The 25,890-nt window shown below is 51.4% G+C and carries 25 protein-coding genes and 4 tRNA genes; 3 read left to right on the top strand and 26 right to left on the bottom strand.

Going from position 1 to position 25,890, the window contains the following annotated elements; genetic code table 11:
• Window positions 1-52: 52 nt before the first annotated feature.
• Window positions 53-319 carry a helix-turn-helix transcriptional regulator gene (locus INP78_RS10665; RefSeq protein ID WP_228522812.1) on the bottom strand — a complete coding sequence of 89 codons (267 nt, stop codon included), beginning with the start codon at window positions 317-319 and terminating at the stop codon, window positions 53-55.
• 375 nt (window positions 320-694) lie between these two features.
• Here INP78_RS10665 and INP78_RS10670 point away from each other — a divergent pair, with 375 nt between their 5' ends.
• The gene (locus tag INP78_RS10670) at window positions 695-895 is read left to right on the top strand and encodes a hypothetical protein (RefSeq protein WP_194742148.1); all 201 of its coding nucleotides are present in this window, start codon (window positions 695-697) and stop codon (window positions 893-895) included.
• Between the two features lie 72 nt (window positions 896-967).
• Here INP78_RS10670 and INP78_RS10675 read toward each other — a convergent pair whose 3' ends face one another.
• The 11 genes from INP78_RS10675 to INP78_RS10725 form a co-directional block, all read right to left on the bottom strand.
• Entirely contained in the window at window positions 968-1,378 is a 411-nt protein-coding gene (locus INP78_RS10675) for a hypothetical protein (protein WP_194742149.1), read from the bottom strand.
• 11 nt (window positions 1,379-1,389) lie between these two features.
• Window positions 1,390-1,671: a hypothetical protein gene (locus INP78_RS10680; protein ID WP_194742150.1), complete on the bottom strand. Its 282-nt coding sequence runs from the start codon at window positions 1,669-1,671 to the stop codon at window positions 1,390-1,392.
• Window positions 1,668-2,132 carry a hypothetical protein gene (locus INP78_RS10685; protein ID WP_228522813.1) on the bottom strand — a complete coding sequence of 155 codons (465 nt, stop codon included), beginning with the start codon at window positions 2,130-2,132 and terminating at the stop codon, window positions 1,668-1,670. The genes INP78_RS10680 and INP78_RS10685 overlap by 4 nt, the downstream gene beginning before the upstream one ends.
• A 530-nt stretch (window positions 2,133-2,662) precedes the next feature.
• Window positions 2,663-2,749, bottom strand: a tRNA-Leu gene (locus INP78_RS10690).
• A gap of 77 nt (window positions 2,750-2,826) precedes the next feature.
• Window positions 2,827-2,902 (bottom strand) — tRNA-Gly (locus tag INP78_RS10695).
• An 18-nt stretch (window positions 2,903-2,920) separates the two neighbouring features.
• Window positions 2,921-2,994: transfer RNA gene (locus tag INP78_RS10700), tRNA-Cys, on the bottom strand.
• A 62-nt stretch (window positions 2,995-3,056) separates the two neighbouring features.
• Window positions 3,057-3,132, bottom strand: a tRNA-Gly gene (locus tag INP78_RS10705).
• A gap of 106 nt (window positions 3,133-3,238) precedes the next feature.
• Window positions 3,239-3,820: a CDP-diacylglycerol--glycerol-3-phosphate 3-phosphatidyltransferase gene (gene pgsA / locus INP78_RS10710; protein ID WP_194742152.1), complete on the bottom strand. Its 582-nt coding sequence runs from the start codon at window positions 3,818-3,820 to the stop codon at window positions 3,239-3,241.
• Between the two features lie 43 nt (window positions 3,821-3,863).
• Window positions 3,864-5,663, bottom strand: a complete 1,800-nt coding sequence (gene uvrC, locus INP78_RS10715) for an excinuclease ABC subunit UvrC (protein ID WP_194742153.1) — start codon at window positions 5,661-5,663, stop codon at window positions 3,864-3,866.
• Between the two features lie 38 nt (window positions 5,664-5,701).
• Window positions 5,702-5,881 carry a 4-oxalocrotonate tautomerase family protein gene (locus INP78_RS10720; protein ID WP_019882571.1) on the bottom strand — a complete coding sequence of 60 codons (180 nt, stop codon included), beginning with the start codon at window positions 5,879-5,881 and terminating at the stop codon, window positions 5,702-5,704.
• Window positions 5,882-5,914: 33 nt separating this feature from the next.
• Window positions 5,915-6,658: a cation diffusion facilitator family transporter gene (locus INP78_RS10725; RefSeq protein ID WP_194742154.1), complete on the bottom strand. Its 744-nt coding sequence runs from the start codon at window positions 6,656-6,658 to the stop codon at window positions 5,915-5,917.
• Window positions 6,659-6,746: 88 nt separating this feature from the next.
• Here INP78_RS10725 and INP78_RS10730 point away from each other — a divergent pair, with 88 nt between their 5' ends.
• A complete protein-coding gene (locus INP78_RS10730; protein ID WP_194742155.1) occupies window positions 6,747-7,583 on the top strand; it encodes a 23S rRNA (adenine(2030)-N(6))-methyltransferase RlmJ in 837 nt (278 codons plus the stop codon).
• Window positions 7,584-7,590: 7 nt separating this feature from the next.
• Here the strand turns inward: INP78_RS10730 and INP78_RS10735 are convergent, their stop codons facing one another.
• Window positions 7,591-8,724, bottom strand: a complete 1,134-nt coding sequence (locus INP78_RS10735) for a DUF2914 domain-containing protein (RefSeq protein ID WP_228522814.1) — start codon at window positions 8,722-8,724, stop codon at window positions 7,591-7,593.
• A 238-nt stretch (window positions 8,725-8,962) separates the two neighbouring features.
• On the opposite strand from INP78_RS10735, the gene INP78_RS10740 reads away from it, so the two are divergent.
• Window positions 8,963-11,212 (top strand): ATP-binding protein, encoded by a 2,250-nt coding sequence (locus INP78_RS10740; RefSeq protein ID WP_194742156.1) that lies wholly within the window; start codon window positions 8,963-8,965, stop codon window positions 11,210-11,212.
• 23 nt (window positions 11,213-11,235) lie between these two features.
• On the opposite strand, the gene INP78_RS10745 is transcribed toward INP78_RS10740, so the two are convergent.
• The 13 genes from INP78_RS10745 to INP78_RS10805 form a co-directional block, all read right to left on the bottom strand.
• Complete coding sequence (locus tag INP78_RS10745) at window positions 11,236-12,204, bottom strand: crotonase/enoyl-CoA hydratase family protein (protein ID WP_194742157.1); 969 nt, start codon at window positions 12,202-12,204, stop codon at window positions 11,236-11,238.
• 218 nt (window positions 12,205-12,422) lie between these two features.
• Window positions 12,423-15,002: a bifunctional aconitate hydratase 2/2-methylisocitrate dehydratase gene (gene acnB / locus INP78_RS10750; RefSeq protein WP_194742158.1), complete on the bottom strand. Its 2,580-nt coding sequence runs from the start codon at window positions 15,000-15,002 to the stop codon at window positions 12,423-12,425.
• 201 nt (window positions 15,003-15,203) lie between these two features.
• On the bottom strand, window positions 15,204-15,527 hold the full coding sequence (locus tag INP78_RS10755; protein WP_194742159.1) for a hypothetical protein: 324 nt from the start codon (window positions 15,525-15,527) through the stop codon (window positions 15,204-15,206).
• A 90-nt stretch (window positions 15,528-15,617) separates the two neighbouring features.
• Window positions 15,618-17,123 carry a fumarate hydratase gene (locus INP78_RS10760; RefSeq protein ID WP_194742160.1) on the bottom strand — a complete coding sequence of 502 codons (1,506 nt, stop codon included), beginning with the start codon at window positions 17,121-17,123 and terminating at the stop codon, window positions 15,618-15,620.
• Between the two features lie 25 nt (window positions 17,124-17,148).
• Window positions 17,149-18,798 carry an acyl-CoA synthetase gene (locus INP78_RS10765; RefSeq protein ID WP_194742161.1) on the bottom strand — a complete coding sequence of 550 codons (1,650 nt, stop codon included), beginning with the start codon at window positions 18,796-18,798 and terminating at the stop codon, window positions 17,149-17,151.
• Window positions 18,799-19,015: 217 nt separating this feature from the next.
• Window positions 19,016-20,146 (bottom strand): CoA ester lyase, encoded by a 1,131-nt coding sequence (locus INP78_RS10770; RefSeq protein WP_194742162.1) that lies wholly within the window; start codon window positions 20,144-20,146, stop codon window positions 19,016-19,018.
• Window positions 20,143-20,430 carry a succinate dehydrogenase assembly factor 2 gene (locus INP78_RS10775; protein WP_194742163.1) on the bottom strand — a complete coding sequence of 96 codons (288 nt, stop codon included), beginning with the start codon at window positions 20,428-20,430 and terminating at the stop codon, window positions 20,143-20,145. Before INP78_RS10775 ends, INP78_RS10770 begins: the two co-directional genes overlap by 4 nt.
• Window positions 20,431-20,439: 9 nt before the next feature.
• On the bottom strand, window positions 20,440-21,186 hold the full coding sequence (locus INP78_RS10780; RefSeq protein ID WP_228522815.1) for a succinate dehydrogenase iron-sulfur subunit: 747 nt from the start codon (window positions 21,184-21,186) through the stop codon (window positions 20,440-20,442).
• Window position 21,187: 1 nt separating this feature from the next.
• Window positions 21,188-22,978 carry a succinate dehydrogenase flavoprotein subunit gene (gene sdhA / locus INP78_RS10785; protein WP_228522816.1) on the bottom strand — a complete coding sequence of 597 codons (1,791 nt, stop codon included), beginning with the start codon at window positions 22,976-22,978 and terminating at the stop codon, window positions 21,188-21,190.
• A gap of 10 nt (window positions 22,979-22,988) precedes the next feature.
• A complete protein-coding gene (gene sdhD, locus INP78_RS10790; protein ID WP_194742164.1) occupies window positions 22,989-23,342 on the bottom strand; it encodes a succinate dehydrogenase, hydrophobic membrane anchor protein in 354 nt (117 codons plus the stop codon).
• 10 nt (window positions 23,343-23,352) lie between these two features.
• Complete coding sequence (sdhC, locus tag INP78_RS10795) at window positions 23,353-23,742, bottom strand: succinate dehydrogenase, cytochrome b556 subunit (protein ID WP_194742165.1); 390 nt, start codon at window positions 23,740-23,742, stop codon at window positions 23,353-23,355.
• Between the two features lie 11 nt (window positions 23,743-23,753).
• Window positions 23,754-24,956 carry a malic enzyme-like NAD(P)-binding protein gene (locus INP78_RS10800; RefSeq protein ID WP_194742166.1) on the bottom strand — a complete coding sequence of 401 codons (1,203 nt, stop codon included), beginning with the start codon at window positions 24,954-24,956 and terminating at the stop codon, window positions 23,754-23,756.
• Between the two features lie 146 nt (window positions 24,957-25,102).
• Window positions 25,103-25,837 carry a GntR family transcriptional regulator gene (locus INP78_RS10805; RefSeq protein ID WP_194742225.1) on the bottom strand — a complete coding sequence of 245 codons (735 nt, stop codon included), beginning with the start codon at window positions 25,835-25,837 and terminating at the stop codon, window positions 25,103-25,105.
• Window positions 25,838-25,890: the final 53 nt, after the last annotated feature.

Below are 25,890 nucleotides of genomic sequence, written 5' to 3' on the forward strand. Positions count from 1 at the left end.
CAATAAAAAAACCTCCGGCAATAGCGGAGGTTTTTTTGGCGGAGATTGTTTCTTAGGCTACGTGCTCCTGCGGCACGGCAATATCAGGCTCCCAGCGCACCAGGCTATATAAATCACACTGCAAATAAGCGCACAGCTTATTCAGGTGATCGGTGCTGGCATTATAGGATTGATCTTTTAACATGCGATGCAAGGTCATGCGGCTAATCCCGCTGGCATCTGCAATTTCAGTGATGGTAATGGTTCTGCCCCACTCCAATTGTTTTTTAAGAATAACCGTCTTTAACTCTACGTAAATCACACAACTTCCTGACTTCATTGGTAATGCCTGCTCCACACGAGAGACGAAACATCATCGACTCAGTGTAAAGATGGCTTTCTTGCATGTGTTGATTGACATCAATCCTGGTTCAAAAGTGCTACCAGCCACACACGACCAGATCATTATACAATTTTATAAAGTGTTGACCATGCGTGAAATGACGCAGACAAGGTAATTTTTAGGGGCACATTGCTAAACTTGGTTAACTTGCTAGGCGAGTATGCCAGCCACATGTAGGATAAACCATACAAGTTTTATCCCTGCCGCAGAATACGGCACATGGCTTAAGTGGGCTATTGGCAGGGCAAAACCATTGAGCTCATAATCAACACATAATGATTAAAACAATCAAAAACATCAGGGGGTCACGTCATGGACTTAGATTTACTCAAAGGATACTTCTCATTCTTTAGCACGGCTAAGCAGGCAGACACAACCAACCACGCCCTGATGCAAAAATGCTATGACGAAGGCTTTCAAGCCTCTTCAGAAGGCCTGAAACACACAGAAAACCCCTACGCCGAAGGCAGCGAAGAAGCCCGCGCCTGGAGTCGCGGCTTCTGGGTGTGGTAAGCATCAGCTTTGTACCCAGGCATCATTGCAGTCATTCATAGCCAAGCGTCTATTTTGATGCTCGCAGACACATCACACTAAACTAGCCAGCGCATTTAACTTATTTTCAAGCATCGGCAACCGACTCTGGCTTGCAGTATCGGGCGGTAAGTGCCCAGCCAAGGCTTGCCGAAATGATGGATTAGTCATCAACTCGGCAAACCTTACTTGCAAATAACTTTTTAGCTCTGGCCCTGCTTGCTTGCACTCATCCACCAGAGTCTCAAGCCCATCGACAACCGCAATAATGTCACCCAAATCATGACTGAACAAAAAATCGCAGTTGCCACGGTCTGCAAAGGCTTCCAGTTTAGTTGCAACAAATACTGGCGCAATAATCAGCTTAATCTCTTTGCCACTTGGCAAGGTAAAAGGCTGCGAAGTTGCAACCGCTAACGGATACCAGCGGTTAGCAAAACCCAAAACCGTTTTTTCCATAGGCATGACGTCTACCGTCAAAGCGCCGATACGCCAACGACATATTGGTGCATCTGCTGCCATATCTTGCACGAACCCCTGCGCTTTAATGCAGCTTCTGCGGCGTGGTACTCGCGCAGCACCGTCGCTTGTACCACTAAATCCACATCCTCTGTTGGGCGTATTGTCGGCATAGCCGGATCAGTAATCAGCAATCCTGCCACCGCTCCGCCCACAAACACCATGCGCTCAAGCAACTCTGCGCCCAAATGCTGGGCAACGACCTCTAGCGACATCACATTGGGGTCATTTGCATTCATGCCTGTGCGCTCAACCGTTCACTCAGCATTTCTTGCGCCAAATTGCGCTCACGCGCACTGCCCGCGCGCAAGGCATCAAACAACACCAGCAATTCATACAAAGCCGGGTTGCGGTTTGCGGCATCTGGCACATTAGGGTAAAGCGGATACAGCGCCATGCCACGCACCTTGCCATTTTTATCGGGCCACACCGGAGGCAGCTCATTAGATGCGATGATTTTTTCTTTCATCGGCGAAGCCGCATACAAAGTAGGCAAGCCGCGTGTGACTTCGCCATGAATTGCAGGGAAAGCATAGCGCGCCCCATACAGCAAAAACTGCTTGAATGCCTCGCGCACCAACTGTGGTTTGCCATCTGCCGCCTTGAACACCAATTGCGCTTGTATAGCACGCACCACACTGGCATGGACTTTAGAGGCCGCCAGCCCCAACTCCTGCCCGAGCGTCGCATACGTTGGCATCGCCTCTCCTCGCCCAAGCGATAGCCGTAGCAACACCACCAGATCCTGGGGTTTTAAAGCAATCTGTTCATTTAGTTTAGCGCTTGCCATGGATTTAAAAACACATATTCCTTATTCTAGAATTGGGAATATATCAACTAAAAACATATAAATCAATGGATTAAAATAAAAATTCCCAATTCTAAAATAAGGAACATAGAGGTGTATATGCTATATGCGAATAGCATATACACGGATAGAAGTGGACTACCCGCAAGTAAACGTCCGGTAAAGCAGCAATTTTTTGCATACAGCGCACACAATTTCCCTTGATATAGAGATTTGATGCGTTCAGCTTCAGCGAGAAGATTATCAGGTTAGATTTCACGGCTTTGTTAATTTAACAATTCTGTGAGCTGCCACTTTTATTGAAATACAGATGCAGTGTGGATGCTTGTTTGATGAATCAAAACGCCCCCAAGACGGGTATATTCGTTGCTGAAGATTAGGTATGTGATCAGTAGAGAAAAAACTGAAGCATTGAGTGAAGGTGGTGCCCGGAGCCGGAATCGAACCGGCACAGCCGTTAAGCCGAGGGATTTTAAGTCCCTTGTGTCTACCAGTTTCACCATCCGGGCGGTAGGTCAACAAGCTTTGTATTCTAGCACCCTGATCTACGTTGCATAGTGTTCAGGAAACACGCTTGAGAGAAATTTGGAGCGGGAAACGAGTCTCGAACTCGCGACCTCAACCTTGGCAAGGTTGCGCTCTACCAACTGAGCTATTCCCGCATATTTGCTACATGAGACTGGAGGCGCGAGCCGGAGTCGAACCGGCCTAAACGGCTTTGCAGGCCGCGGCATAACCGCTTTGCTATCGCGCCAGAACCAACAACATAAAAACTTCTTATGTTAAAAAGGGAAAGCGGCGCTTTCCCCGAAATTTTGGAGCGGGAAACGAGTCTCGAACTCGCGACCTCAACCTTGGCAAGGTTGCGCTCTACCAACTGAGCTATTCCCGCGTATTTCCTTACGCCATGTGTCGTAAAGAAGCTGGCATTTTAATGATTTTAAGACCGGTGTCAAGGACGATTTTGAAAATAATGTTTCTTTTTTATGATTGCTTTTTTAGATGGTTTCGCGTATTGCCGGCCATGCTGCGCGCAAGTAGTAACCCATGGAAATCAGGGTCAGTAATGCGGCGATGACAATCAGCCATTCACCCAGCCATTGCACATCTAATCCAAACAATGGGTCATACCAGAGCAATAAGGTAATCGCGACCATTTGCGCAGCCGTTTTGACCTTGCCGACCATGGCCACAGCCACGTTGGCGCTTTTGCCTATACTGGCCATCCATTCACGCAAGGCGCTGATGGCAATTTCACGGCCGATAATAATCAGCGCGACCACCGCGCCTGCGCGATTTAACTCAACGAGCACTATCAAAGCCGCAGCGACCATGAGTTTGTCGGCCACCGGGTCTAAAAACGCGCCAAATTTTGACATCTGGTGATATTTGCGCGCCCAGTAGCCATCCAGCCAATCAGTGAATGCCGCCAGGATAAACACACTGGCAGCGGTTAAGTTGACCCAGTGGGCTGGTAGGCCATCAGCGGTGACAGCATTGGCAGGCAGGTAAAAGATACCAACAAACACCGGGATCATGCCGATGCGCAACAAGGTAAGTATATTTGGGATATTCCACATGTTTATTCGTCTATGGATGCATACAAGGGCCATTTACCCGCGATTAATGCAAGCGTTCGTAAATGGTTTGCGCCAGGGCCAGGCTAATGCCTTCGACTTGGGCAATCTCGTCTATGCTAGCACTTTTTATCCCATCCAGGCCACCAAATCGCGTCAGCAAGGCTTTGCGGCGCTTGGCGCCCACGCCTTCAATCTCTTCCAGGCTAGAGGTGATTCTGGCCTTGGCGCGTTTTGCCCGATGCCCTGTGATGGCGAACCGGTGTGCTTCATCGCGGATTTGCTGTAATAAGTGCAAGCCTGGGTTATCGGTGGGCAAGTTCAGCATTTCACCGGTATCAGAGAAGATCATGGTCTCCAGGCCCGGTTTACGCTCCTCCCCTTTGGCAATACCGACCAATAGAATATCCTCTAGGCCGACTTCCTGCATCACCTCAATCGCCACGCCAAGCTGGCCCTTACCACCATCAATAAAGATCAGGTCTGGCCGCTTACCCTCGCCTGCCGCCACTTTTTTATAGCGGCGCGTCAATACATCGCGCATGGCGGCATAATCATCGCCTGGCGTGATGCCGGTGACGTTATAACGGCGGTATTCGCTATTTTGCATATCGCCACGGTCAAACACCACGCAACTGCCCACGGTGGCCTCGCCCATGGTATGGCTGATATCAAAGCACTCAATGCGCTCGGTATTCTCTGCCAATTTGAGCGCTTCGCGTAATGACAGCAAACGTGCCTGTTGACTGGCTGAGGTCGCCTGACGCTGCTGCAAGGCTAGTTCCGCATTGGTTTGCGCCATTTTGAGCCAAACCTTTTTGTCACCGATAGCATTGGTCAAAATACGAATCTTGCGCCCAGATTGCTCGCTCAGCATCTCTTCAAATTCAGATTTGTTGACCTCGGCGCCACACACCAGCAACGGCGGCGTGTTTTGTGACAAGTAATATTGCGTGATAAACGCTTCTACCGTTTCGGCTAACTCTGCATCCTGGCTATTTTTAGGGAAAAAGCTCTGGTCGCCCAAATGGCGGCCGCCGCGGATCATCACCAGATTAATGCAATGCTGGCCCTGCACTTCGGCACAGGCAATCACATCGGCATCACTGACACTAAAATCACTGACAAACTGCTTGGCCTGTACCTGGCGCAGCGCCTGGATACGATCGCGCAAAATCGCTGCCTGCTCATACTCCATCGCCTCAGCAGCCACATTCATGCCATCTGCCAGTGAATCAATCACCTCACTGGTTTTGCCTAGCAAGAACATCGCAGCATGGCGCACATCCCCGGCGTAATCGGCTTCAGAAATCAGGTTGACACAAGGCGCCGTGCAACGTGCAATCTGGTATTGCAAGCAAGGCCGCGAACGGTTGGCAAACACCGTATTTTCACAAGTGCGCAGCTTAAATACCTTTTGCAGCAACTGGATGCTTTCGCGTACCGCTGGCGAGCTCGGGAACGGGCCGAAATACTGGCTACCCTTGCGCTGGGTGCCTCGATGGAACGCCAAGCGGGGATAAGCATCCCCCGTCAGCGCAATATAAGGATAAGACTTGTCATCGCGGAACAACACGTTGTAACGCGGCATCAAGCCCTTGATCAGGTTATTCTCCAGCAATAACGCCTCAGCTTCCGAGCGCGTCACCGTGGTTTCGATATTGGCAATCTGAGACACCATCATTTTGGTACGCGGACTGGCCAGATTTTTATTAAAGTAGCTGGAAACCCGTTTTTTCAGGTCTTTGGCCTTGCCGACATAAATCACTGTGTTTTCCACATTGAGCATGCGGTAAACACCAGGCAGATTAGGCAGGTTTTTGAGGATGGGCTTGGGGTCAAACATGCGCGTATTCTACACGCATGTGTGCAGGTTTGAAGGGCCTAGCCAAGTAACTCACCACCTATTGCCCAGTCTTCATACTCGACCTCTTCAAAGACAATGTAGGTGTAATTGGCCGGTTTCTGGGCATGTTTTTGCAGGGTTTCGGTGATCTCCTTGGCAATCAGTTTCTTTTGCTCTTTGGTCACAGAGCCTGCGAGTTTGACATTAACGTAAGGCATATGGGTGCTCCTTTAATGAGTCAAAAATAATAATTAGTGGTGATGGCCGGTTTTTCCGCGATAGATATCACGGATCAAATTAAGGGTCACCACTAATAACAGCAATGAAATCAGGATAGACAGTATCGGGTCTATGGTCATCCAGCCGGTGAAATAAATCACCACACCAGCGGCGACGGCAGTCACCGAACCGAGTAAATCGCCTAGTACATGCAAAAATGCGGCGCGGTGGTTCAAGCTGGCATCGCCGCCGTGATGCTCGTGCTGGTGATGCATATGCTTGGCCACAAACAGGTTAACCAGCAAACCAACCAGCGCGATAATGCTGACGTAGCCGCCAGCCACTGACACCGGGTGCTTGAGGCGCTCGATAGCTTCTATAACGATACCTGCTGTCACCAGCAACATGGAGACGGCATTAATCATAGACACACGGCGCTCGGTTTGCTGGGATGCCGGGTGGCCAGTACGCGCCCTGTGCGCGGCCCACATGGCCAGGCCGAGTGCCAGCACATCAAATAACATATGCCAGGCGTCACTGAGCAAAGCCAGCGACTGGGTCCAGAGGCCGCCGACAAACTCTACGACCGTGAATAGCGCAATGGCCAGGAAAGGAATCCAGAAAGGATTGCCATGTGCTTGGTCATCATGGCCATGATCGTCGTGGGCGTGCGTAGCGTGATCGTGTGCACAGCCCTTATGAGAGCCACCATGCGAGCCCTCATGTAAGTGATCATGCGCGTGCGTGTGTTCGGTATGTGTATGACTAGGTTTCATGCTTGCATGCTAATGCAAGTTACCTAGTTTTAACAAGAGCACGCAAACTTTGTCGCTTATAATAGTGGCTTATCTAAGAGTCTATGTAATGTTAAGTTACCGTCACGCCTTTCACGCTGGCAATCATGCCGATGTTTTGAAGCACTGGCTTTATAGCCTGGTGCTGGATTATTTTAACCAGAAGGATAAACCTTACTGGGTGATAGATACCCACGCTGGCGCGGGTCTTTACCAATTGGACAGCGCCGTGGCGAATAAAACGGCCGAGTATGTCGATGGCATTCAACGCCTGCAGCAAAGCCAACCTGCCGAGATATTTGACAGCTATTTGCAAGCTGTTGCCGCAGCAGCCAAGGGGCAAAAAAACCTCTATCCCGGCTCACCTTGCATTGCCAGCCATTTTTTAAATGCGGCAGACAAATTGCGATTATTTGAGCTGCACCCAGCCGATGCTGCCTTGCTGGAGCAACAATTTTCGCAACAGAAAAGACAGGTGTCTATCCAGCAAAAAGATGGATTTGAAGGCATTAAAGCCTGCCTGCCGCCGCCCACCAAGCGCGGCATTGTGCTGATAGACCCGCCATATGAGGTGAAAGACGATTATGCGCGCGTGGTCGACTGTATTAAAGATAGCCTGAAACGTTTTGCGACCGGCACTTACCTGATCTGGTATCCACGCCTGCAACGGCCAGAGCCACAGCAAATGATAGACAAGCTGCGCAGCCTGAATACAGATTATCTGCATGTGACGCTGGATGTGCAGCAACCGTCAGCAGATGGCTTTGGCATGTATGGCAGTGGCATGTGGGTGATTAACCCGCCATGGACTCTGCGCCAGTCTGTAGAGCCACATCTGAGCTGGTTAGCAAACACCTTGGCACAGGATGCAGGCGCACAAGCGGCTTGTGAAGGCCAGCAACGCTGACCAGTCACTAGTAGCGGATACGCGTGCGCCGCTGCGGATCAGACTGATTATTGATGGTCACACTAAACGCGTTGACCGCAATCGTTTGCCGGGTAGCGGTCTGGATACGCACACGCCACTCCCCCGCGGTAAGGTTGGTTTTATAGGTATACCCCCGGTAGCCACTGTCGCGGCCGCCAGTGAGTGAAAAACCAGGCATGGAGACACTCACCCACTCCCCCTTCACTTTCTTCTGCCAGTCATGCAGCAGCTTGGTGTGCAAGCCTTGCGGCGCAAACACCGCTGAAAAACACACCAGTTTTTGCCCTTGTTGCAGGTAAAAATGGTCGCTATCGACCCGCCAAAACTGCCACCAGGGCGATTTTTCAACCGTCATCCAGTAACCTTCCGGTGACTTTTCGAGGTCATAAGCGATTACCACCGCCTGTTTCACCAATGGCACCGGTGGAATCATATCGGCGCGATAGGCCAGCATCAGCAGCCCGGCAATCACCCACACTGGCCAGATACGGCCTGCATGATGCGGTGCCCGCTGATATAGCACATAAGTCACCGTCGCCCCCAGCACCGTGCTTAAATAAAACCAGGCCGCATGCACGCTGCCAAACAAAAATGGAAAAGCAAAGTTACACCACAAAATCGTGCACAGGCCAAACATGCTCCAGCACAAGCTGAGGCGGCGGTACTCCCCCTCCATAAACTCATTGGCGACCAGCAATACGCCCAAGACCAACGTGACGACCCACGCCAGGCCATAACTGGAGCTTTTAAAATAAAGGATGAACAATGCGCTGAGCAGGCTGCCGAATAAAAACTGTAATATCCAGTAGGGCCAGTCCTGCACGGTCCAGCGGGAAAGTTTACTCTGCAGCCACTGCCAGCTTAACAAGCGCTCGCCCATACGCCTGACCGAAGAGGAAGGCTCAGCCAACTGGTACATCAGCAACGCGGCCAGTAATAAATACCCGGCAAAAATCGCCATATCGGACAGCGCGACTTTTTTGCCTATGGTAATGGCATCCCAGACAAAGCCGCCGATAAAAAAGGAAATCGGCAACACCATCCGGCTACGCGCCAGCCAGCGCGACAATCTGGAAGGCTGTTCAGTCTCGATAGGGCCAGTCTCAGTTGAGTTAGTCATGCAGATAAATCGATAAAAAGGTCAGAATATCGGCATTTTTATCACAGATGCCGTCAACCATACTATTATTTTGGGTTGCCAAAAGTAAACTTCCTTTGATAATCAAATCGAGCCTGCTAAAATTTAAGTTATCTTAAGAAAAGTCCGTTAACTATCAATATAGGTTAGATTCCCCATATAGATTAGATTTTTCCTGCGCCAGTACCGAGTAAGCGTATAACCCTGAACATGATTGAGCATGCGAGATTTAGTTAGACAGTTAAAGCAGAAAGTGACAGAAATAAAGTCTATCAGTTATGAAACTGAGCAGGCTCTCATCCGTGTTGTTTTCGTTAGTTTTATCACACTCTACCTTCTGGTCAATCACAGCAGTTTTGAGCCCGTATTACTTTGCCTGATTTATTTGTGCCTGGGCTTTCTGATGTTATACAACATCCTGCAGAATCCGCAGAAAAATGAAAAGCGCCAGTGGACAGCCATGGTGATGGACATCACGGCGACCTCACTGGAACAAATGATTTCAGGCGCAATGGCTGGTGTGTTTATCGGCATTTACCTCTGGCTCATCATTGGTTATGGCTTGCGTTATGGCACCAAGTTTTTTAAAGGCTGTTACGTCTTCAGTCTGGTTGGTTTTAGCCTCACCCTCTATTTAAACCCCTACTGGAACCAGCATCAGCATTTAGCCTATGGCTTTTTACTGACCTTGTTACTAATCCCGCCTCATGCATTGCGCTTGCTGGTCAGCCTGGAAAAAGCCACCAAGGAGGCAGGACAAGCCAGTGAGGCGAAAACCAATTTCCTGTCGAATATCAGCCATGAAATGCGCACGCCGCTGAACGGCATTATTGGTGCCAGTGAATTAATCGCGCAAACCAAGCTGGATAGCAAACAGTCTGAACTACTTAAAATGGTAGGCACCTCAGCCTCCAGCCTGAAAAAGCTGATTAATGACGTACTCGATATCAGCAAAATCGAAAAAGGAAAAGTGGAGCTGGAAGAAATCACCTTCTTCCTGCCGGACCTGATCCAGCGCCTGCAACTGATGTTCCAGATTGAGGTTGAACGCAAGCAATTATGGCTCAGATTCCATCTTGATCCGCTGGTAGAACGCCATTATGTGGGCAGCATGCACCATCTCGAGCAGGTGTTAACCAACCTGATCGCCAACGCCATTAAATTTACCCAGCACGGTGGGGTCGATGTTGTGGTTAGCGTGATGCAGGGGCATGCCGACATGAGCAAGCTCAGCTTCCGTATTCGCGATACTGGTATCGGCATTAAAAGCGACGCCTTGCCATTGATTTTTGATAGCTTCACCCAGGCAGACAGCAGTATTACCAGGCGCTATGGCGGTACGGGTTTGGGCACTTCTATTGCCAAACAGCTGGTTGAAGTCATGGGCGGTAAAATAAGCGTCACCAGCCAGGAAAATGTTGGTACGACCTTTGTGGTGAGCCTGCCGCTGATACATGCAGTTGCGTCTGCGCCGCAGGCGGTGAACGAAATCAACCTGGATAGCCAGTCAAATGTGGTGCCATTAAGCAGCCACACTAAATTCCGCAAAAAAATTCGCGTGTTGATTGCGGATGACAATGTGGTCAACCGCCTGATCCTGAACGAAACTCTGCAAAGAATGCACTGCGTGGTCAAAGCAGTAGACAACGGCGATGCCGCGCTGGACGCATTGGAACATCATCAGTTCGACTTGATGATCCTCGATTACAACATGCCGGAAATGAACGGCCTTGAGGTGTTTAACATCCACAATGCTCTGCCTGGCAGCAAACCGATCAGGACCGTGATCCTGACGGCAGATGCGACTAAAACCACCCAAGACCGCTGTTTACGCGCCGGTGTGTATCAAGTATTGACCAAGCCTGTGGTTTCAAGACAAATTCAAAGCCTGATCGAAGCTATCGCCAGCACGATAGAAACTGAACAGGTCGCGCAAGTGGCGCCTATCAGACGTAGAAAACCTAAAAACACAGCCGCCGAATCAGCAGAAGCCACACCTGTAGCGCCCGCTTTTATCGAATCAAGATCCCCTGATTCGCCGATGAGGACGGCAAAACCTGCCTCTACACCTAGTCCCAAAATCGCCAGCATCAGCCCAACCGTTGAACCATTGCTGGATGATGACCGCATGGCACACTTGTTAAAACTGGGTGGCGGCGAAGCATTCCTGCACAAACTCATCACAGAGTTCATTGACTCCACCGATGTCTTGCTGCGCGCGCTGGGTAAAGCAAGCCTTGATTTAAACTTCGAGCAAGTCCATAAACTGGCGCATGAGTTGGCTGGCGAATCGGCCAACATGGGCCTGATTCCACTCAGCAAACTCAGCCGCCATTTACTGGGGTTGAGCATGGAGGATGCCCAGACTATTTCCGGCCTCTATCAGGCCGTGGCAGACTGTTATGAAGAGACGCGCACGCAATTGCAACAACATCGCAGCAAGCTCTCTTCCAAACGTTCTCATAAATAGCCGGGCACCTGCGCTGCTACACACTACTGATTCACTGCCATATGATGGTCTACTGGCAATACCAGCGGCTGTTGTGGCGCAACATCACTCACCTGCGCTTCATTAGGAAACAACCGTGACTGGGCACGATAAAAGCGATCCATCACCTTCAAGTCCCGCTCTGTCAGCCGCAAGGCGTTTTCCACCCACACATCGACAATATCCTTGAGCTCATCGTAAGTTAAAGGATTGATTCTCGCCTTGGCCTTCTGCGCCGACAAAAAGCCTTCTGCACGTTTGTTATTTTTATGAATGAAGTCCTGCACGGCCTGCTCGCCTTCCCCTTCGTCAACCACGATGTCAATCAGCCCCATTTGCAGGCACTCTTCGGCCGTGTAACGCTCGCAACCGAGAATCATTTTATCTGCCACCGCAATCCCCGCTTTTCGTGCAATAAAGCTGTAAGCACCCATGCCTGGAATCATGTTAAAAAATAACTCTGGAAAGCAGAATACGGATTGTTTTTCAGCAATCAGCACGTCACTGGTCATCGCGGCCTCAATGCCGGCGCCTAGCACTTCGCCTTGCAACAGTGAGATTTTAGTCACGTGATCCAGCTGAAAACGGAATGCGCGCTGGGCTACCACATCAATACTCAGCTTGGCATAGGCCTGCAATTGCGCCCTGTCCTGCTGGCGGATGGCAGCGGCCATTTTTTGCAAATCACCGCCCATATTGAAATAGCCTGGCGTGGCGGATGCAAAGACGGAATAACGGATAGGCAATACGGTGTCGGCATCAGCCTGGACATAACCGCCACTGCGCTGGATATCAGCATGGTGCTCATGCAAGTGCATGAGTAACTCATGATTAATGCAGGGAATGCGCTGTGGTTGGTGTATATAACTCCATAACGCCTGTTGCTCCGCATCAAAACGGCAAAATACCTGACCGTAATCATGTGACAGCAAACGTTGTTGATAGTTAACCAAGCCTTGTTCGAACGGTTTCATGAACTTCTCCTTTGACATTGAAAATGTATTGAATGAATCAGTGGTATTGACGTGCCGCTAAAGCGAGTCGTTGACGTCAGCAAATACATCATAATCAAAACAGAAGGAGGCGGTGAGCAGGCCTCTCAGGTTTTACAGTTGCAAGGATATGTCCTGCCCTAAAAACAACAAAGGGGGCAGATGCCCCCTTTGCTCTTTACTCAGGTGATTAACAACCGTTAGGCTGTTTCTTTAATTGGAATAATTTTTTTCACGTTTTCCAAAGAGCCCGCGTACTGGGTCATCTGGTTAAAGTTGAGATATTTATAAATCTCAGCCGTATTGGTCAGCTTGCTACCCAGGGTGTCCATGTACTCTTGCATGGTCGGCATACGGCCCAATTTGGCACATACGGCCGCCAGCTCAGCAGAGCCCAGGTAAACACGTGCGTCTTTACCCATGCGGTTATCAAAGTTACGCGTAGAAGTTGAGAAGACGGTGGCCTTGTCTGCCACGCGTGCCTGGTTACCCATGCACAAAGAGCAGCCTGGCACTTCAGTACGCGCGCCTGCAACGCCAAAGGTAGAGTAGACGCCTTCTGCACGCAGTTGTGCTTCATCCATACGGGTCGGCGGCGCAATCCACAAACGGGTCGGAATACCACCGGCGCCTTCGAGCACTTTACTGGCGGCACGGTAATGACCGATATTGGTCATGCAGCTACCAATAAATACTTCATCAATTTTGTCACCGACCACCTCAGACAATGGCTTGATGTCGTCCGGGTCATTCGGGCAAGCCACCAGTGGCTCTTTAATATCGGCGAGATCAATTTCGATCACATGCGCATACTCGGCATCGGTGTCTGGTTGCAGCAACTCCGGTTTTTCCAGCCAGGCTTTCATGCTGGCAATGCGGCGCTCCAGCGTTCGTGCATCAGCATAACCATTTTCGATCATGTTCTGCATCAGCACGATGTTGGAGTTGAGGAACTCAATGACAGGCTCTTTATTCAGCAGCACGGTACAACCGTTGGCAGAGCGCTCGGCAGAGGCATCTGCCAGCTCAAATGCCTGCTCAACTTTCAAGTCAGGCAAACCTTCAATTTCAAGTACACGGCCGTTAAATACGTTTTTCTTGCCTTGTTTGCCAACGGTCAGCGTGCCTTCCTTGATTGCAGCATAAGGAATCGCATTGACCAGGTCGCGCAAGGTGATGCCAGGTTGCATTTCACCTTTAAAGCGCACCAAGACAGATTCCGGCATATCCAGCGGCATGGCGCCGGTGGCTGCGGCAAATGCCACCAGACCAGAACCTGCCGGGAAGCTGATGCCGATCGGGAAACGGGTATGGGAGTCACCGCCAGTACCTACAGTATCTGGCAAGATCAGGCGGTTGAGCCAGGAGTGAATCACACCATCACCGGCGCGCAAGCTGACGCCACCGCGGCTGGACATAAACTCAGGCAACTCATGTTGCAGCTTGATGTCGACTGGTTTCGGGTAAGCCGCTGTATGGCAGAAGCTCTGCATGACCAAGTCAGCACTAAAGCCCAGGCAAGCCAGTTCTTTGAGCTCGTCACGCGTCATGCCGCCAGTCGTATCCTGTGAACCAACAGTGGTCGCTTTGGGTTCGCAATAAGTCCCTGGGCGCACGCCCACACCTTCAGGCAAGCCACAGGCACGACCCACCATTTTTTGTGCCAGTGTGTAGCCCTTGCCAGTCTCTTTGGCCGGAACGGATTTGATAAAGGTATCGGTGTCGCCCAAGCCTAACGCCTTACGCGCATTAGCCGTCAGGCCGCGGCCAATAATCAACGGAATACGGCCGCCCGCGCGCACTTCATCTGGCAAGGTGACCGGGTTCATTTCAAACGTAGACAGCAACTCGCCTGCTTCGCTGAATACTTTGCCTTCAAACGGCTTGATCACAATCACGTCGCCGGTATTCAATTTGGACACGTCGCACTGCAATGGTAAGGCACCGGAGTCTTCCGCCGTGTTGAAAAAGATAGGCGCAATTTTGCTGCCAATGACCACACCACCCGTCCGTTTGTTAGGAATAAACGGAATGTCGTCGCCCATCCACCACTGCACGGAGTTAATCGCTGACTTACGGGAAGAGCCGGTACCGACCACGTCGCCGACATAAGCCAATGGCAAACCTTTTTGCTTGAGGCTTTCAATCGTGCTTAAACCGTCGGTCATGCGGTTGATCAACATGGCTTTGGCATGCAATGGAATATCCGGGCGGCTCCAGGCATCTTGCGCCGGGCTCAGGTCATCAGTGTTGGTTTCGCCATCCAGCTTGAATACAACAACTTTGATTTCTGCAGCCAGGGCTGGCTTGCTGGTAAACCATTCGGCATTCGCCCAGGCCGTCATCAAAGTTTTGGCGTGCAGGTTACCGGCTTTCATCTTGGCATCCACATCGTGGAAAGCATCAAACATCAGGATAGTGGTCGACAAGGCTTTGACCGCATGGGCAGCCATCGGCGTATCCAGCAAGGCCACCAAAGCCTGTACATTGTAGCCACCCAGCATGGTGCCCAGCAGTTCAACCGCGCGTTCTGCACTCACCAATGGCGAGCTGGCTTTTGCGTTGGCAACATCTGCCAAAAACGCGGCTTTGACATACGCCGCCTGGTCAACGCCTGCCGGAATACGATTTTCCAGCAAATCGACCAATAAGGCTTCCTGGCCCGCAGGCGGGGCTTTCAGCAACTCGACCAAGGCAGCGACTTGTTCTGCATTGAGGGGTAAAGGAGGCAGGTTTTGCGCAGCGCGCTCTTTAACGTGGGTATCGTATGCTTGTAACATGATGTGTAGGCTCTATCAATAAAACAAAGTCGGGGAATGGGCCAGTACTGTTTTCTGATTAAAAAACTAGCGATTGGCCGCGAGGATCTCTTCTCGCTTGATTATAATCCAGTCCATCCGCCAGAATGTTAACTGCTTGTAACATTCCGGCAATTGATGCAAATGACAGCCGCCGACAGCAACAAAACAACACTCCTGCGGTCAGCGCGTACTGTCTCCATATAACTCTTTGGCAAATGGGGTACTGCAACTCTTACCCTGGGCAGACGACTCCCATTTATCCAGTAATTCTTTCTGGTAGCCTTTACCATGCTGCTTTTCCAGGTAGGCACGCACTTCAAACACATCGGCAAAACCGTTGTGGTCAGTGTCCATCAAAGCCACCTGATCCTCCAGCGTCGGCCCGCCATAGCGGCCGCTGCTATCGGTAAAATACTCTAGCGCAGACTCGGCATACGCAGGCAAACTGAGACTGATGGCCAAACCGGCCATCAAACCCATTACCCCAGTGTTTATTTTTATCATACTCACTCCATGATGACATTTAGTCGTATGACGTATCTTTCACCAATTCGTGCGCCCTCTCAGTGATTGCGCTCACATTACTGGCGGCGATTAAACGGCTTGTAAGGCAATGGTTTTCTTCCATTGTGCCGGGCCGGTCTGATGCACGGATTCACCATCGGCGCTGACCGCCACCGTCACCGGCATATCAACCACCTCAAACTCATAGATTGCCTCCATGCCTAACTCTGCAAAGGCCAGCACACGCGACTTTTTAATCGCCTTGCTGACCAGGTAAGCAGCGCCACCGACAGCCATCAGGTACACTGACTTGTGTTTGGCGATTTCAACCAACGCCTCTTCCCCGCGTTCGGCTTTACCGATGGAGCCTAACAAGCCGGTGTTGAGCATCATATCGGTATAGCTATCCATACGCGTTGCTGTCGTTGGGCCTGCTGGGCCAACGGCCTCATCGCGCACCGCATCTACCGGGCCGACGTAGTAAATAAACTTGTTGGTGAAATCCACCGGCAAGGGCTCACCCTTGGCCAGCATGGTTTGTATGCGTTTGTGCGCCGCATCCCGACCTGTCAGGATTTTGCCGGTGAGCAACAAGGTATCACCGGTTTTCCAGGTCTGTGTTTCTTCACGCGTCACGGTTTCCAGGTTCACGCGTTTGGCTTGCGGACTGGGCGCCCAGTGCACATCTGGATACACCTCGGCACTCGGTGGCGTCAGTTCAGCCACGCCAGAACCATCCAGCGTAAAGTGCACATGCCGTGTCGCCGCACAGTTAGGGATAATTGCCACCGGCAAACTAGCGGCATGGGTGGGATAATCCAGTATTTTCACATCGAGCACGGTCGTCAAACCGCCCAGACCTTGCGCGCCTATGCCTAGCTGATTGACCTTTTCATACAGCTCCAGCCGCAACTCTTCTATGCGATTTTGCGCGCCACGTGCCTGCAACGCCTGGATATCAATCGGCGCCATCAGTGACTCTTTGGCCAGCAGCATGGCTTTTTCCGCACTGCCGCCTATGCCTATACCCAGCATGCCGGGCGGGCACCAGCCCGCGCCCATCTCTGGCACGACCTCCAGCACCCAGTCGACGATGCTTTCGTTCGGGTTCAACATCGCCAATTTAGATTTATTCTCAGAGCCGCCACCTTTTGCCGCAATCTGGATATCGACGGTATCCCCGGTCACCATCTCAATATGGGTAATGGCTGGTGTGTTATCGCGTGTATTTTTACGCGCGCCTGCCGGGTCATTCACAATCGAGGCGCGCAAGGTATTATCGGGATGCAGATACGCGCGGCGCACGCCTTCATTGACCATTTCTTCAATGGTCATATCGCCTTCAAAGCGTGCCTGCATGCCAACCTTGATAAACGCCACCACAATGCCGGTATCCTGGCACAAAGGTCGCTTACCCTCAGCGCACATACGTGAATTGGTCAAAATCTGTGCAATGGCATCTTTGGCAGCAGGCGATGCTTCTTTTTCGTAGGCACTGGCCAGCGCCCGGATATAGTCTTCCGGATGGTAGTAAGAGATATATTGCAAGGCATCGGCAATACTCTCGATAAAGTCTTGGGTTTTAATCAGGGCCATGAGGTTTTCTTTAACGCGACTGCATCTATCGGGCATTGCTCTTTAAATAAGCAATGGCGGGACTCACATCTTTACGCAGGATTTTACCATTTTTGGTGCGTGGAAACTCCTTGGCCAGGTAGACAGTTTTTGGCGCCTTATAAGCTGCCAGATGCTGTTTGCCAAAGGCCATGAGCTCTTCTGGTGCAATATTGGCCTCTGGTTTGGGGATGACATAGATCACCACTAGCAATTTGTCTTTTTCAATCTCCTCCCCCACGGCGGCACAATCCGCCACGGCCGGATGCCCCTTGTAAACACGCTCAATCTCATACGGTGAAACGCGGTAACCAAAGCTCTTGATAATGTCGTCTTTGCGGCCCAGGAACCAGATATAGCCATCCGCATCGTATTTGGCATAGTCGCCAGTAAAGAAATAGCCGTCGTGTTTGTATTTGGCGGTTTCTTCTGGCAGGTTCCAATAGTTGAGAAACAAGCCAGGGTCAGTGTCCGGCACACAGATCATGCCCTCCTCGCCCTCTGCCACCGGCTCACGCGTCTCAGGGTTAAGCAGGACAATATCGTGCCCTGGTTGCGGGAAACCTGCCGAACCGGCGCGAATCGGCCGAAAAATACTTTGTGATAAATAGTAAGAGAACTCACTCATGCCAACCGCTTCATAAATATCCAGCCCAAAGCGCTCCCGCCATTGCGTCAGCACTTCGTCTGACAAATGCTCACCAGCACTCATAAAATGGCGCACACTAGGCACGTCGGCTTGGGTGGCATGGGTTTTTTGCAGCAACTGGCGGTAAATGGTCGGCACACCAATAAAAATAGTGGCGCCATGTTTGGCGATCAGTTCCAGCCATTTTTGCGCATCATTTTTCCCCTCATGCACAATCACGGTTTTGCCCAGATATAAAGGATCCATCAGGCCAGTGCCCAGCACATAGGTCCAGTTAAACTTGCCAGAATGCATGATGCGGTCTTGCATAGTTTCGCTATAGTTAAACCAGTATTGGGCAGCAGTTTGACGGCCCAGCAAGGCACGATGCGCATGCAGCACGCCTTTGGGATAGCCTGTGGTGCCCGAGGTATAGACCAGATAAGCGGCATCGTCACCACGTGTGGCATAAGCTGGGGCAACGGTTTGCACGGCAGCCAATGCTGTCTCCAGCGACAACACATTAAACACCGTCGAATCCGCCAGCTCGCCCTGCAATTGGGTCAATACGACATGCCTGAGGTGAGGGGTTTGTGCAATATTCTGCTGCATTTTGGCCGACATCCCGGCCCAGGCGGCGGCATCAGTCACCAGCACGACAGCACCGGAATCTTTCGCCAGATAAGCCACCTCTTCTGCAGTAAGCAACGTAGACGTTGGCACCGAAATCGCCCCCGTTTTCATGGTACCCAAAAAGGCCGTTGGATAATCCAGGCTATTAGGCAAACGGATCAGGACACGGTCACCCGGCGCCACACCCAAATCACGTAACACTTGAGCAAAACGGTCCGTACGGCTCGCCAGTTCGCCAAATGTGATGGTACTAGTGCCGAAGGTGTCATCTTCCACAATCATGGCGATTTCATCGGCTTTGGCCGTGCCTAAATGGCGGTCACTACAAGCGACCCCGATATTAAAAAACTCGGGAATCTCCCATTGCCATTGTGGATAAGGGGCTAACTGTGTCATGTTCAAACCTTTCCATTCACTCTGTGCATGCATGGTTTATGCGATGCTGATTTTGCATTTCTTTTGAAAATGCTTTTTCAAACTCTATAAATACGGCTAAATTCAGAATTTAGCGATGAAGTGCAAGGCGCACAGCGCACAGAAAGCGGAATGTACATAAAGTACATGAGCATTTCGAGCACTGCGCAACGCCGCAATTCGCGCTAAAAATGAATTTTTATAACAGAATGCCGTAGGGCCAGTTTTGGCGCACTACCTGCGCTGGCATCAACTGCAATACATGCAATGCAAATTCCATATCGCTGACTTTCAGTGCTCGCAAGGCATGCGCGCGCAGCAAGGTCTGCAAGGCCTTACCAAACATGGGCGGATCCAGCATTTCGCCATCGAACTTGATCGCCCCGCCCAGCAAGGCATCCGCTTCAATCGCCGCTTTTAAAATCGCCACCTTCTGGTTAATTTCAGTCGGTGACGGTGTATAAGCGGTTTTACACAAATGGATATGCCCGGGGTGAATCACTTGCTTACCGGTCAGGCCCATCGCGGCTTCCTGGCAAGCGTGCTTGTAGACCACACGCGACTCGTTATCCCCATGCAAATCCAGCCAGCGACGCACATCGTGTGGCTCAACAAACTTGTCTGGCATGATGTTACTGCCTATCAATGTTTCTACACCGCCAATCACGCCTTTACCGGCAATCCTGGCTTCAAAAATCAGCTGATTGATAAAGTAAAATAATTCTTCAATCCAGTGCTCTGGCGTAATGTGTATACCCAGCGCTTTGGAGAAGTCATGGATACCAAACACCACGTGTTTCACGGTGTCGTATTGCATCAATTCCGGCGCGATTTTGAGCGATTTCGGGTGCTCAATAATCGGCTGTATGGTGATGTGCGGATTGATACTGAGCAAAAAGCTCGACAGATCACGCACTTCGGCCGCGCCGTAAGACTCACCCGCCTTGGCCAGCATGACGACGTCGATATACTCGCCCATGTCGCGCACCAGTTTCATATCCTCTTCGTACTCATCAGTACGGAAAGAATTGGCACGAATGGCAATCGTCACGCGCTCATTGACCTTGCGCAGCTTGGGTAACTCCTGGCGCAGCAAGGTGCGGCTCATTTCTTTCTGCCGACAGCCGTCTTCCAGGTCAAAAATCAGCGTATGCGCATTAGTGAAATGCGCGTGCTTGACCATACGGTTAGCCGCCTGTTCCATGTCTTCATAAATGCCCAGGCTAGGCGCGTATTTCACTGGCGGGTAATACAACTGTATGCCTGGCCAGTAATCCCCCAACGCGCTGGCATCCAGTGCAATTGGCTCTTCTCCCATGTGCTGACTCATGCGGTTTCCTGTTCTGCCGTCGGTCGGCTCGCTCTTAATTTTTCAAGAATGGCGGCGGATTGCGCCATGCCGGGTTGTGGATTCACACCCTGTATCAAGTCCCAAAATACGTTATCTGGCAGCTCTAGCAAGGCATCAAGCTGCTCCATTTCGGCCAACGTTAACCCGCTAAAGTGGTCACTGACAAAGCGTTGCAACACAATGTCCAGCTCCAGCATGCCACGGCGGCAACGCCAGGCCAGGCGACGCTGCTCTGCTTCACGTAAAATTTCAGCATTCAACATATGTCGCTCCTATAACACCTTGATACCAAATATCTTTTTACCCGGTTTAGCTTCGCTGTGCGCTTTTGCCTTTTCAATCTTGAGATCTTTAATCGCCGCAATCGCCGCATTCGGATTGAGTTTTTTCGGGCACACATCGGTACAGTTCATGATGTTATGGCAGCGATACAAACGGTAAGGGTCTTCCAGATTCTCCAGGCGCGCGTCCTGCTCCTGGTCGCGGCTATCGGCAATAAAGCGGTAGGCCTGCATCAGTCCGGCCGGGCCGACAAACTTGTCCGGATTCCACCAGAAGCTCGGACAGGAAGTCGTACAAGCGCCGCACAAAATACATTCATACAAACCATCCAGCTTGGCGCGGTCTTCCGGGCTTTGCAGGCGCTCTGTTTCAGGTGGCGTGTCATGGTTTTGCAGGTAAGGCATCACTGAGTGATAGTTGTCAAAAAACTGCGTCATGTCGACCACCAGGTCACGAATCACCGGCAGGCCAGGCATAGGGCGTAACACCACCGGCTCTTGCAACTCACTGAGCTTGGTGATGCAGGCCAGACCATTTTTACCGTTGATATTCATGGCATCACTGCCACAGACGCCTTCACGGCAGGACTTACGCATGCTGAGCGACTCGTCCAGCTCTTTAATGCGCATCAGGGCATCCAGCAACATCTGGTCGCTGTCTTCCAGCGTGACATCGTAATCCTGCATATAGGGCTTTTTGTCTACGTCCGGGTTAAAGCGGTAGATAGAGAAACGCATATCAATACACCCTTTTCTTCAACTCAAATGGTTCAACCGTCAATGGCTGCAATCGCACTGGCTTATAAGCAAGCTTTTGCTCGTGGGCAAAATACAGCGAATGGCTGAGCCATTGTGCATCGTCACGTTCAGGATAATCTTCACGCGCATGCGCGCCACGGCTTTCCTGGCGAGCATGCGCCGCTTGCATGGTGGCCAGCGCCACTTGCATCAGGTTATCCAGTTCTAGCGCCTCTACACGGGCAGTGTTAAAGACTTTGCTTTTGTCAGTAATTCTTAAGTGCTGCGCTTGTTGGGCGACTTGTTTGATCGCATCTACACCCTGCTCCAGCAACTCAGGGAACCGGAACACGCCACAGTGTTTTTGCATGGTTTGGCGCATGGCCAGGCCGACTTCGGCTACTTTTTCACCAGCGCTCGAGCTCTCGAGTCGGTTCACACGTGCCAACGTGGCATCCGCGACATTGGCGGGTAAGGGTTTATGGGCTTTGTTGGCAGCAATATCGGTCGCCATTTTGTCGCCCGCGGCCTTGCCGAAAACAACCAGGTCGAGCAAAGAGTTCGAGCCTAAACGATTGGCGCCATGCACAGACACACAGGCACATTCACCCACGGCATATAAACCATTGACCACACGCTCAGACTGGCCATCGTGTACCACCACCTGGCCGTCGAGGTTCGTCGGAATGCCACCCATCATGTAATGCGCCGTTGGCACCACCGGGATAGGATCATTCGTCGGGTCTACCCCAGCAAAGGTTTTGGCAATTTCGCGAATGCCTGGCAGGCGTTTGCTGATGATGTCTTCGCCCAAATGATCCAGCTTGAGAAACACCGCATCTTTATGTTTGCCGATGCCACGGCCTTCTTTAATCTCCGTCGCCATGGCGCGCGACACCACGTCGCGGCTAGCGAGGTCTTTGGCACTTGGCGCATAACGCTCCATAAAGCGCTCGCCCTCGCTATTCACCAAGTAGCCACCTTCACCGCGCACGCCTTCGGTAATCAGCACCCCGGCATTCAATACACCGGTCGGGTGAAACTGCCAGAACTCCATATCCTGCAACGGCAAGCCAGCGCGTGCGGCCATGCCCAAACCATCGCCGGTATTGATATAAGCATTGGTGCTGGCCTGAAAAATACGGCCACCGCCGCCCGTCGCCAGCATGGTGGCTTTGGCGTGAATGACATGAATATCGCCGGTTTCAATTTCCAGCGCGATCACGCCCAGCACATCGCCGTCGCTATCGCGAATCAGGTCGAGCGCAAACCACTCGATCAAGAATTGGGTATTGGCTTTCACGTTACGCTGATACAAGGTATGCAACATGGCATGGCCGGTGCGGTCTGCCACGGCACAGGTACGCGAAATCGGTGTTTCGCCAAAATTGCGCGTCATGCCGCCAAACGGACGCTGAAAAATACGGCCGTTTTCCAGGCGATCAAACGGCATACCAAAATGCTCCAGCTCGATAATCGCCTTGGCCGCATTGCGGCACATAAACTCAATCGCATCCTGGTCGCCCAGGTAATCCGAGCCCTTGATGGTGTCATACATATGCCACAGCCAATTATCGTCAGACACATTGCCTAAGGCTGCTGCAATCCCACCTTGCGCCGCCACCGTGTGTGAGCGGGTTGGAAACACCTTGGACAACACGGCCACATCGGCACCGGACTCGGCCAGTTGCAGTGCAGCACGCAAGCCTGCGCCGCCGCCGCCGATAATGACGGCATCTACCTGATGATGCTGGAGTTTGCTTGCCTCTGTCATATTGGCTGTATTGGTCATGCCACTCACCTTAAAAATCCATTCCAAATAAAATCCACAACACCGCTAGCGCATTGCCCCATACGGCAATATTCACCAGCCATTGCAACACCGCCCGAATACCCAAGTGCGGTACGTAATCACGCAATACATCACGCACCCCTAACCAGGCATGCAACAGCATGCAGGCAAAAAACCATAGCGTGAGCAGGCGCCACCACAGTGGCGCAAACAAGGCTTGCCACTCACTAAAATTCTGTGGAGATAACCACATCACACGCAACCACAACAACAGCAACACCACCGCCATCGACAGCGCACACAAGCGCTGTGTCAGCCAACGCCGCATGCCAGGATATTTGGCCGTCAGTAACTCAAACAACATGGCGGCCCCTCTACCAAATCGCCCAGATCACAAACACCATGGTGCCTGCGACCAGCCATAACACCACACGGCTGGAGAAGCGCGCTTTTTGCAAGGTCGTCATCCAGTGCACATCCATCGCCAGGTGGCGGATACCGGCATAAAAATGATGAAAAAATGCACAGGCCAACACGGTGATCAGCAGCTTGACCGGCCATTGCTGAAATTGCGTGGCCACGGCTGCATACCCTTGTGCGCTGGACAAGGACAAATACAAGGCCCATAACAACAGCGGCTGAATCAAAAACAGCACCACACCGCTGGCGCGGTGCAAAATGGACACCACCGCATTGACCGGCAAGCGGATCGTGAATAAATCCAGATTCTTCGGGCGTTGTTTTTTTTGCTTCTTTACGATCATGCTAAATGCTCTTACTCGCCTGCATTGGCCGCACGCGCAACGGCGCCAGCCACGTATTCCATCAAACGTGGATCAAATGGTTTAGGGATAATGTAGTCTTTACCAAACGATAATGACTGTAACTGGTAGGCCTCCAGCACCTGCGCAGGTACTGGCTCGCGCGCTAACTGGCTCAGCGCTTTGGCAGCTGCGACTTTCATCTGCTCGGTAATCTGTTTGGCCTGTGCGTCCAGCGCGCCACGGAACAGATAAGGGAAACACAAGGCATTATTGACCTGGTTAGGGAAGTCGCTGCGGCCGGTGGCCATAATCACGTCATCGCGCAAGGCAAAGACCTGGCTGGGTAAAATTTCGGGATCAGGATTCGCTAAAGCAAAAATCACCGGCTTGGCTGCCATGCTGCTTACTAATGCTGGCGGCAAGCCATTTTTGGCAGAGACACCAATAAACACATCGGCCCCCTGCATGGCATCTGCCAGCGTTTTGACACTGCCAGCTGCAATCGCCAGTTCACGGTTGTTATCATGCAAATCATCGCGGCTTGTATCCAGCACGCCTTTGCGATCGACCATAGTGATATTGTTCGCGCCCATTAACTTGAGCAATTTGGCACACGAACAACCCGCTGCACCTGCGCCTAAAAACACAATCTTGGCGCGGGGCAACGTTTTGCCTTGGAGATCAAGTGCGTTCAACAAAGCAGCGGCCACGATCACAGCGGTGCCATGCTGATCGTCATGAAACACCGGGATGTCCAGACGTTTTTTCAATTCATTTTCAATATAAAAACAGTGCGGCGCAGCAATGTCTTCGAGGTTAATGCCGCCAAAGGTTGGCGCAATATTGACCACCGTCTGGATAAACTCGTCCGGCGTCGCAGCATTCACCTCAATATCAAACACATCAATATCCGCAAAGCGCTTAAACAACACACCCTTGCCTTCCATCACTGGCTTGCCAGCCAGCGCCCCAACATTACCCAACCCTAGCACCGCAGTACCATCGGTAATCACCGCCACTAAATTACCTTTATTGGTATATTTATAGGCATTGGCCGGATCCGCCTCAATCTCACGTACCGGCTCGGCCACGCCGGGCGTATAGGCCAGTGATAAATCCTGCTGTGTCGCACAAGGCTTGGACGACTCCACGCTCAGTTTGCCCGGCTTGGGAAACTGGTGGTAATCCAGCGCGCGTTGCTTTAAATCGTCCATTTGTGACCTCTTTCTTTTATTGCACCAGCCTTGTGTTCCAACAAGACTTTTCAAAATGCATTTTGGCTAGGCGGACAAGCGCAGACAGTACGATCAGTACGGCAAGCGAAGTCCAACAACGCGAAAATGCGTTTTCAAAAGTCGCCCTATTCCAATTCGCTCATATAGTGGTGATCGTCTGTCAGACACAAGCCCAAACGCCACTCCATCGGCTTATCGCCATAAGTAAATGACACACGCTCAATGCTTAATAATGGATAACCTTCTTTCAAGCCCAGCGCTTTAGCCACCTCGGCATCGGCAGCCACGGCTTTGATGCGCTCTTCGGCGCGGATCATGCGCACGCCAAACTGCGACTCATACATGCTATACATCGAGCCATTGCTTTCTTCCACTTTGGCGCGGTTCAACCCTTTAAAGGGCGCTGCGGGCACAATAATGTGGTCATAAATCAATGGCCGCCCGGAAAAAGTCAGCAAGCGTTTGACGTCTATGGTGGTCGCGCCTGCTTTGATTTCCAGCACCTTACCGATATGTACACTGGCCTTGCTCTTCACGCAGGAAAGAAACTCATTTTGCAACTGTTCTTTCTGCCCACTTTCTGCCGTTAAACGCAAAAAGCGCAATCTGACATCATCCTGGTTATGCGTGGCTACAAAGGTCCCCTTGCCTTGACGGCGGATCAGGATATTCTCCGTCGCTAGGCTATCAATCGCCTTACGCACCGTGCCCTGACTGACCTTATAACGCTGGGCGAGATCAATTTCACTTGGAATCATATCCCCAGGACGCCACTCCCCACCGATCAGACTTTGCGTAATCAGCACTTTGATCTGGTCATACAGCGGCCTATAACTTGGCGACCCTAACTGCTTATCCATAGATTCGACTCCGTTCATGATTGGCACCATTTAATTGCACCTGAAATAAGTTT

Source organism: Methylophilus sp. 14 (assembly GCF_015354345.1).
Lineage (GTDB): Bacteria > Pseudomonadota > Gammaproteobacteria > Burkholderiales > Methylophilaceae > Methylophilus.

Excerpts from the sequence above, each read along its gene's own strand:
- INP78_RS10775 (WP_194742163.1), bottom strand. The coding sequence starts at position 20,430 with ATGTTGAATGCTGAAATTTTACGTGAAGCAGAGCAGCGTCGCCTGGCC.
- INP78_RS10745 (WP_194742157.1), bottom strand. The coding sequence starts at position 12,204 with ATGAAACCGTTCGAACAAGGCTTGGTTAACTATCAACAACGTTTGCTG.
- INP78_RS10780 (WP_228522815.1), bottom strand. The coding sequence starts at position 21,186 with ATGCGTTTCTCTATCTACCGCTTTAACCCGGACGTAGACAAAAAGCCC.
- pgsA (WP_194742152.1), bottom strand. The coding sequence starts at position 3,820 with ATGTGGAATATCCCAAATATACTTACCTTGTTGCGCATCGGCATGATC.
- uvrC (WP_194742153.1), bottom strand. The coding sequence starts at position 5,663 with ATGTTTGACCCCAAGCCCATCCTCAAAAACCTGCCTAATCTGCCTGGT.
- INP78_RS10675 (WP_194742149.1), bottom strand. The coding sequence starts at position 1,378 with ATGCCTATGGAAAAAACGGTTTTGGGTTTTGCTAACCGCTGGTATCCG.
- INP78_RS10765 (WP_194742161.1), bottom strand. The coding sequence starts at position 18,798 with ATGACACAGTTAGCCCCTTATCCACAATGGCAATGGGAGATTCCCGAG.
- INP78_RS10680 (WP_194742150.1), bottom strand. The coding sequence starts at position 1,671 with ATGAATGCAAATGACCCCAATGTGATGTCGCTAGAGGTCGTTGCCCAG.
- INP78_RS10740 (WP_194742156.1), top strand. The coding sequence starts at position 8,963 with ATGCGAGATTTAGTTAGACAGTTAAAGCAGAAAGTGACAGAAATAAAG.
- INP78_RS10770 (WP_194742162.1), bottom strand. The coding sequence starts at position 20,146 with ATGAGTCAGCACATGGGAGAAGAGCCAATTGCACTGGATGCCAGCGCG.
- INP78_RS10685 (WP_228522813.1), bottom strand. The coding sequence starts at position 2,132 with ATGCCAACGTATGCGACGCTCGGGCAGGAGTTGGGGCTGGCGGCCTCT.
- INP78_RS10805 (WP_194742225.1), bottom strand. The coding sequence starts at position 25,837 with ATGGATAAGCAGTTAGGGTCGCCAAGTTATAGGCCGCTGTATGACCAG.
- sdhD (WP_194742164.1), bottom strand. The coding sequence starts at position 23,342 with ATGTTGTTTGAGTTACTGACGGCCAAATATCCTGGCATGCGGCGTTGG.
- INP78_RS10755 (WP_194742159.1), bottom strand. The coding sequence starts at position 15,527 with ATGATAAAAATAAACACTGGGGTAATGGGTTTGATGGCCGGTTTGGCC.
- INP78_RS10730 (WP_194742155.1), top strand. The coding sequence starts at position 6,747 with ATGTTAAGTTACCGTCACGCCTTTCACGCTGGCAATCATGCCGATGTT.
- INP78_RS10800 (WP_194742166.1), bottom strand. The coding sequence starts at position 24,956 with ATGGACGATTTAAAGCAACGCGCGCTGGATTACCACCAGTTTCCCAAG.
- sdhC (WP_194742165.1), bottom strand. The coding sequence starts at position 23,742 with ATGATCGTAAAGAAGCAAAAAAAACAACGCCCGAAGAATCTGGATTTA.
- INP78_RS10670 (WP_194742148.1), top strand. The coding sequence starts at position 695 with ATGGACTTAGATTTACTCAAAGGATACTTCTCATTCTTTAGCACGGCT.
- sdhA (WP_228522816.1), bottom strand. The coding sequence starts at position 22,978 with ATGACCAATACAGCCAATATGACAGAGGCAAGCAAACTCCAGCATCAT.
- INP78_RS10735 (WP_228522814.1), bottom strand. The coding sequence starts at position 8,724 with ATGACTAACTCAACTGAGACTGGCCCTATCGAGACTGAACAGCCTTCC.
- INP78_RS10720 (WP_019882571.1), bottom strand. The coding sequence starts at position 5,881 with ATGCCTTACGTTAATGTCAAACTCGCAGGCTCTGTGACCAAAGAGCAA.
- acnB (WP_194742158.1), bottom strand. The coding sequence starts at position 15,002 with ATGTTACAAGCATACGATACCCACGTTAAAGAGCGCGCTGCGCAAAAC.
- INP78_RS10725 (WP_194742154.1), bottom strand. The coding sequence starts at position 6,658 with ATGAAACCTAGTCATACACATACCGAACACACGCACGCGCATGATCAC.
- INP78_RS10665 (WP_228522812.1), bottom strand. The coding sequence starts at position 319 with ATGAAGTCAGGAAGTTGTGTGATTTACGTAGAGTTAAAGACGGTTATT.
- INP78_RS10760 (WP_194742160.1), bottom strand. The coding sequence starts at position 17,123 with ATGGCCCTGATTAAAACCCAAGACTTTATCGAGAGTATTGCCGATGCC.